The sequence below is a fragment of the Bartonella sp. AP72JLCBS genome, assembly GCF_042195705.1.
In the GTDB taxonomy this organism is placed as follows: Bacteria; Pseudomonadota; Alphaproteobacteria; order Rhizobiales; family Rhizobiaceae; genus Bartonella.
Genome location: NZ_JBHIOU010000016.1, coordinates 21,450 through 27,758 on the forward strand (window position 1 = coordinate 21,450; position 6,309 = coordinate 27,758).

The window sequence follows — 6,309 nt, forward strand, 5'->3', positions numbered from 1 at the left end:
ATTCAATTTCCCTTTGTTTGAAAATTAGGAATTTTGAGTATTTGTTCAATGACTGTCATCACAATGAATACGAATAAGGCTATTAGAATATAAAGAGCCGTAACAAGTAAATAATTTTCGTAAACATGGCTTACCTCTTCAATTGCTTGGTATTGAAATTGCATGAGCTCATTTATTGAAACGGCGAATGCTATAGACGAATTTTTCACAATGCCCATTGCTTCTGAAGTAAGAGGTGGCATAATTGCACGTATAGCACGTGGTAGTATAATATAGCGATAACTTTGATAAGTTGTAAATCCCATTGCCATAGCAGCATAGCGTTGTCCAGAAGGAATCGCTTCAATACCTGAACGAACCTGTTCAGCAATGCGTGCAGATGTAAAGAATCCCAATGCGCATGTTATTAAGAGAATGGGGGAAAATTTCATCGCTGGTGGATAAATCTTCGGAACAACAAAATACCACAAAAACACTTGTACAAGGAGGGGAATATTACGCATAATCTCTACCCAAATAGTACCGATAGTGCGAAATATATAATTGATTATGGATGTTTTGGGTAAAGTGCGCATTGTTCCTATAATAACACCACACAATACAGCTAATATAAGTGAAGTGATAGACAATATAATTGTATTTTTTAAGCCATCGAGAAGTGTATCTAAATAGGTATGACTTACGCCGGGAGTTCCCAAGCATCCTGTTACCAATGTTTGAGTAAGGTCATCTCTACAAAGGAAAGAAAAGTCCATTAATTGATATTCCCTCAAATTAGTCATTCACAAATAGGACAATAAACCACGCGCATCTACATAGTCCAGATTTATTAAAAAGTGAATTAAAATATAAACCACACTCAATTTCAAAAGAGTGTGGTTCTTCTTTATTAAATTCTATAAATCTTTTTCTGCGTAGCTTTCTCGAGGCTTATTATTTGGGTGATCCCAAGCATATCTTGTTTGTTTTGACAAGGGAAGGTTCATAACAGTGTTAGCAGGTGGGATCGGTTTCATAAACCACTTATTATAAAGCTTTTCCAGTGATTCATCTTTAATCTGACGTACGATACTATCGTTGATTGTTTGTTCAAATTTTTTGTCATTTAATCTGAGCATACAGGCAATAGGTTCGACTGAAAGTACAGTATCAAGAATGACATAATCAGATGGATTCTTTGATTTAGCAATATGTCCAGCAAGAATTGAAGCGTCCATGACAAAAGCATCTGCCTTACCAGATTCTAATAATAAAAAACTATCTCCGTGATCTTTCCCCTTTAAAACTTTAAACTGAATGTTTTTTGCACGTTTATTTTTACGAATAAGTTGAACAGATGTTGTACCGGTGGTCGTTGCAACTGTTTTTCCATTTAAATCCTCAAGAGATTTAATGTTAGAGTTTTTCTTTACAGCAATCCGAACCTCTTCAATGTATGTCGTATAAGCAAATGCTGCTTCTTTACTGCGGGCAATATCATGTGTTGTTGAGCCGCACTCAAAATCATAGGTTTTATTTTTTAAGAGAGGAATTCTATTTTGAGAAGTGATGGGAAGATAATGAATTTTAATTGGTTTACCAATTTTTTTTGAGATATCATCAATGATCCGTTCTGCCATTTCTGTATGAAAACCTACATATTTATTATTACCAAGGGCGTAGGCTAAACCAGATGATTCACGGACACCTAAAGTAATTTCCCCTGTTCGTTTTATTTTTTCAAGAGTATCATGTTCAGCATGTGCAAAACTTGAGAATCCAATGGCCGTTGCTGCAATAAGCATTAACAATGATTTCTTCATTTATGTCCTCCATTCATTTATTTTTATTTTATTTGCTTAAGATATACTGTTTATATGCTGTAGCATAGTTATTATTTTGAGTGGAATTTTTTTGTTGTCTCATGAAATGAGGATTTTACTTTCTTAATTGATATTAAGGTGAATCCAAACAGGAACGTGGTCGGATGGTTTTTGATATCCCCTTACTTCTGTTTGGCTATGAGCGCAAATTAGTTGATCAACAGCTTCTGGTGATAATAATAAATGATCAATGCGAATCCCATTATTCTTAGGCCAAGCACCTGCCTGAAAATCCCAAAAACTGAAGGAGGGAGTATCGGTGACATTCCGGATAGCATCATAAAAACCTAAATGAAGAATACGTTGGAATGCTTTTCTTGTTTCTTGAAGAAATAAGGCATCTTGATACCATTCTTGAGGTTTTTTTGCATCTAATGGAGTGGGGATGACATTATAATCACCTGCTAGAATAAGAGGTTCTTCATACGCAAGCAATGATTTTGCATGTGTATATAATCTTTCCATCCATTCTATCTTATAGGAATATTTTTCACTCTCAATAGGATTCCCATTTGGCAAATAGAGAGATGCAACACGAACAACACCTTTGTTTGTTGAATAAACAGCTTCAATGTAACGTGTTTGTTTATCATTATCATTGCCTGGTAATCGACGGATCACTTCATCTGGTGTTTTTTTAGAGAGAATCGCAACGCCATTAAAACTTTTTTGTCCGTGTGTTTCTATATGGTAACCTAAACTTTCAATTGCATCGCGTGGAAAATTTTCATCAATACTTTTAATTTCCTGTAAACAGACTATGTCCGGCTGGCTTTGCTGCAGCCATTGACATAATGTTTCATGTCGTGCTTTTATCCCGGCAATATTCCACGTTGCTATTTTCATGGTGTTCATCATTAGATATCAAATATGCAATTCAATTTACTGCATTTATGTTTTACTACAGTCATATCGCTACTTTTTTATTTATAGGGATATTACTTATGGTAAATTGATTTATCAAGAGTAGCGGTAAAAGCAAATTTAAAGCTTTAAAATTTAATTTATTTTCATTTTTAAAAACTTTCTGCTGTTTAGTTCTTGACGAATGTACGTGTTCTCGCTATTAGAGATGGATATAGCCGATGTGGGTGTAATCAGGTGCTTTGGATATGAACCGGAAGATTATTCACAGGTGTTAAGAAGATTAAAAGTAAATCCTAGTGCAAAAGGCTACTGCCTTCTCTGCTTATGGTCGGGTAAACTGTTTTTTTGCAGGTGTGCCCGATTTTGTGTGTAGACTTAGATATCTGCTCCGATTTTGTTGGGGTGGATAGAAATGAAAATAGAAAAGCCCGATTGGGTGAGACGAATGTAGATCGAAAAAGAGGAAGGTTGCATGCCTACCGTAAACCAGTTGATTCGCAAGCCGCGTGTAGCGCCAGTTAAACGTAATAAGGTTCCTGCTCTGCAGTCGAATCCGCAGAAGCGTGGTGTTTGTACGCGTGTTTATACGACAACACCGAAGAAACCTAATTCTGCTCTTCGTAAAGTTGCTAAAATTCGCTTGACGAATGGATTTGAGGTGATTGGTTATATTCCTGGAGAGGGACATAATCTTCAAGAGCACTCTGTTGTAATGATTCGTGGTGGTCGTGTGAAAGATTTGCCAGGAGTTCGTTATCACATTATTCGTGGTTTGCTTGATACGCAGGGTGTCAAGAATCGTAAACAGCGTCGTTCAAAGTATGGCGCAAAGCGTCCAAAATAATATTGAGAGACAAAGCCAATGTCCCGTCGTCATAGAGCAGAAAAGCGTGAGATTAATCCAGATCCAAAATTTGGTGATTTGGTTATTATGAAATTTATGAATGCCATTATGTTTGATGGTAAAAAATCAGTTGCAGAGCGTATTGTTTATGGTGCGCTCGATTCTGTGGAAAAAAGAGTAAAAACAGATCCTGTGGCTCTATTTCATCGAGCTTTAGAGAATGTTGCTCCTCACATTGAGGTTCGTTCACGCCGTGTTGGTGGCGCTACTTATCAAGTTCCGATTGATGTTCGTCCTGATCGTCGTCAGGCTCTTGCTATTCGTTGGTTGATTGCGGCGGCACGTGGTCGAAATGAAACGACGATGATTGAGCGTTTATCTGGTGAATTGATGGATGCGGCTAATAATCGTGGTTCTGCCGTGAAAAAGCGTGAAGATGTTCATCGTATGGCTGAAGCTAATCGTGCTTTTTCTCACTATCGCTGGTAGAAGTTTTAAACTAAGGCAAATATAATGGCTCGCGAATATAAAATTGAAGATTATCGTAATTTTGGTATTATGGCGCATATTGATGCTGGTAAGACTACGATGACTGAACGTATTCTGTTCTATACCGGTAAGAATCATAAAATTGGCGAGACCCATGATGGTGCTTCTACAATGGATTGGATGGAGCAGGAGCAGGAGCGCGGTATTACGATTACGTCTGCTGCAACAACGACGTTTTGGGAAGGGCAGGACGGTCGGAAGCGTCGCTTTAATATTATTGATACGCCAGGGCACGTTGATTTTACGATTGAAGTTGAGCGCTCTTTGCGTGTTCTTGATGGCGCAATAGCTTTGTTGGATGCAAATGCTGGTGTGGAGCCTCAGACGGAAACTGTTTGGCGGCAAGCTGAGAAGTATCGCGTGCCTCGTATGGTTTTTGTTAATAAAATGGACAAAATAGGAGCTGATTTTTATCGTAGTGTGGAGATGGTTGGTTCTCGGTTAGGTGCTAAAGCGCTTGTTTTGCAGTTGCCGATTGGTGCTGAAAATGACTTTGAAGGTGTTGTTGATCTTGTAGAAATGAAGGCTTTAAAGTGGGATGGTTCTATTGGTGCCTCGGCAGTGATAAGTGAAATTCCCTCTGATTTAAAGGAGAAAGCTGAAGAATATCGCGAGAAATTGATTGAGATGGCTGTGGAGGTTGATGAAGCTGCGACAGAGGCTTATTTGGAAGGTGTTATGCCAACCAACGAGCAGCTTGTTTCTCTCATTCGTAGGGGGACAGTAGAAGTTCAGTTTCATCCGGTTCTTTGTGGTACGGCTTTTAAAAACAAGGGGGTGCAGCCACTTTTGGATGCTGTTGTTTCCTATCTTCCTTCTCCAATTGATATTCCGGCGATTAAGGGTATTGATGTAAAGACTGAGGCTGAGACGACACGCGAATCTTCTGATGATGCTCCGTTATCTATGCTTGCTTTTAAAATTATGAATGATCCTTTTGTTGGTTCATTGACGTTCTGTCGTATTTACTCAGGTAAAGTTCAGAAAGGTATTTCTCTTGAGAATACTGTGAAAAAGAAAAAAGAGCGTTTGGGGCGTATGCTTCAAATGCATTCAAATTCTCGTGAGGATATTGAAGAAGCATTTGCTGGTGATATTGTTGCTCTTGCAGGACTTAAGGAGACGACAACAGGGGATACTCTTTGTGATCCTTTGAAACCTGTTGTTTTGGAGAGGATGGAATTTCCAGAGCCTGTTATTGAGATTGCAATTGAACCGAAGACAAAAGCAGATCAAGAAAAAATGGGTATTGCTCTTAACCGTCTAGCAGCCGAAGATCCTTCATTTCGTGTTAAATCGGATGAGGAATCTGGTCAGACTATTATAGCTGGAATGGGTGAGCTTCATCTTGATATTATTGTTGATCGTATGCGGCGTGAGTTTAAGGTTGAAGCAAATGTTGGGCAGCCTCAAGTTGCTTATCGTGAGTCAATTACTAAAATGGCGGAAATTGATTATACGCATAAGAAACAATCGGGTGGTGCAGGTCAATTTGCTCGTGTGAAAATTGTTTTTGAGCCTCATGATGGTGATGACTTTATTTTTGAGTCAAAGATTGTTGGTGGTGCTGTTCCTAAAGAATATATTCCCGGTGTCCAAAAAGGGATTGAGAGTGTTATGGGGTCAGGTCCTCTTGCGGGCTTTCCTATGCTTGGTGTAAAAGCGACTCTCATTGATGGTGGCTATCACGATGTTGATTCTTCGGTTTTGGCTTTTGAGATTGCTGCTCGTGCGGCTTTTCGTGATGGGGCAAAGAAGGCTGGTGCACAGCTTCTTGAACCGATCATGAAGGTGGAAGTTGTTACTCCAGATGATTATGTTGGTGATGTTATTGGTGATCTCAATTCTCGTCGGGGGCAGATTTCAGGAACTGAAGCGCGCGGCATTGCAACGGTTGTGAATGCAATGGTTCCTTTGGCAAATATGTTTGGTTATGTGAATACTCTTCGCTCTATGAGTCAGGGGCGTGCGCAGTATACAATGCAGTTTGATCATTACGAGCCTGTGCCTTCAGCTGTTGCTTTGGAGATTCAAAAGAAATACGCGTAATTTCAGGTTGGTAATTAATTTTTAACTTAGTCCTTGGCTTGGACGGAAAATGGAGAGCTCAAATGGCGAAGAGCAAGTTTGAACGAACAAAACCGCATGTTAATATTGGTACGATTGGTCACGTTGATCATGGGAAGA

Annotated in this window: 6 protein-coding genes and 1 pseudogene; 4 read left to right on the forward strand and 3 right to left on the reverse strand. The window is 39.0% G+C overall.

From position 1 onward, the window contains the following. Positions 1-2 precede the first annotated feature (2 nt). The 3 genes from ACFILO_RS08125 to xth form a co-directional block, all read right to left on the reverse strand. Complete coding sequence (locus tag ACFILO_RS08125) at positions 3-755, reverse strand: amino acid ABC transporter permease (RefSeq protein ID WP_375632624.1); 753 nt, start codon at positions 753-755, stop codon at positions 3-5. A gap of 141 nt (positions 756-896) precedes the next feature. Then, entirely contained in the window at positions 897-1,802 is a 906-nt protein-coding gene (locus tag ACFILO_RS08130) for a transporter substrate-binding domain-containing protein (protein WP_375621442.1), read from the reverse strand. A gap of 123 nt (positions 1,803-1,925) precedes the next feature. Continuing rightward, a complete protein-coding gene (xth, locus tag ACFILO_RS08135; RefSeq protein WP_375632622.1) occupies positions 1,926-2,708 on the reverse strand; it encodes an exodeoxyribonuclease III in 783 nt (260 codons plus the stop codon). Between the two features lie 493 nt (positions 2,709-3,201). On the opposite strand from xth, the gene rpsL reads away from it, so the two are divergent. The 4 genes and pseudogenes from rpsL to ACFILO_RS08155 all read left to right on the forward strand — a co-directional run. After that, the gene (gene rpsL / locus ACFILO_RS08140) at positions 3,202-3,573 is read left to right on the forward strand and encodes a 30S ribosomal protein S12 (RefSeq protein WP_005773262.1); all 372 of its coding nucleotides are present in this window, start codon (positions 3,202-3,204) and stop codon (positions 3,571-3,573) included. 18 nt (positions 3,574-3,591) lie between these two features. Next, on the forward strand, positions 3,592-4,062 hold the full coding sequence (gene rpsG / locus ACFILO_RS08145; RefSeq protein ID WP_015856589.1) for a 30S ribosomal protein S7: 471 nt from the start codon (positions 3,592-3,594) through the stop codon (positions 4,060-4,062). 24 nt (positions 4,063-4,086) lie between these two features. Beyond that, complete coding sequence (gene fusA, locus ACFILO_RS08150) at positions 4,087-6,171, forward strand: elongation factor G (RefSeq protein ID WP_375653954.1); 2,085 nt, start codon at positions 4,087-4,089, stop codon at positions 6,169-6,171. Positions 6,172-6,233: 62 nt separating this feature from the next. Continuing rightward, positions 6,234-6,309, forward strand: a pseudogene (locus ACFILO_RS08155) (elongation factor Tu); the annotation flags it as partial.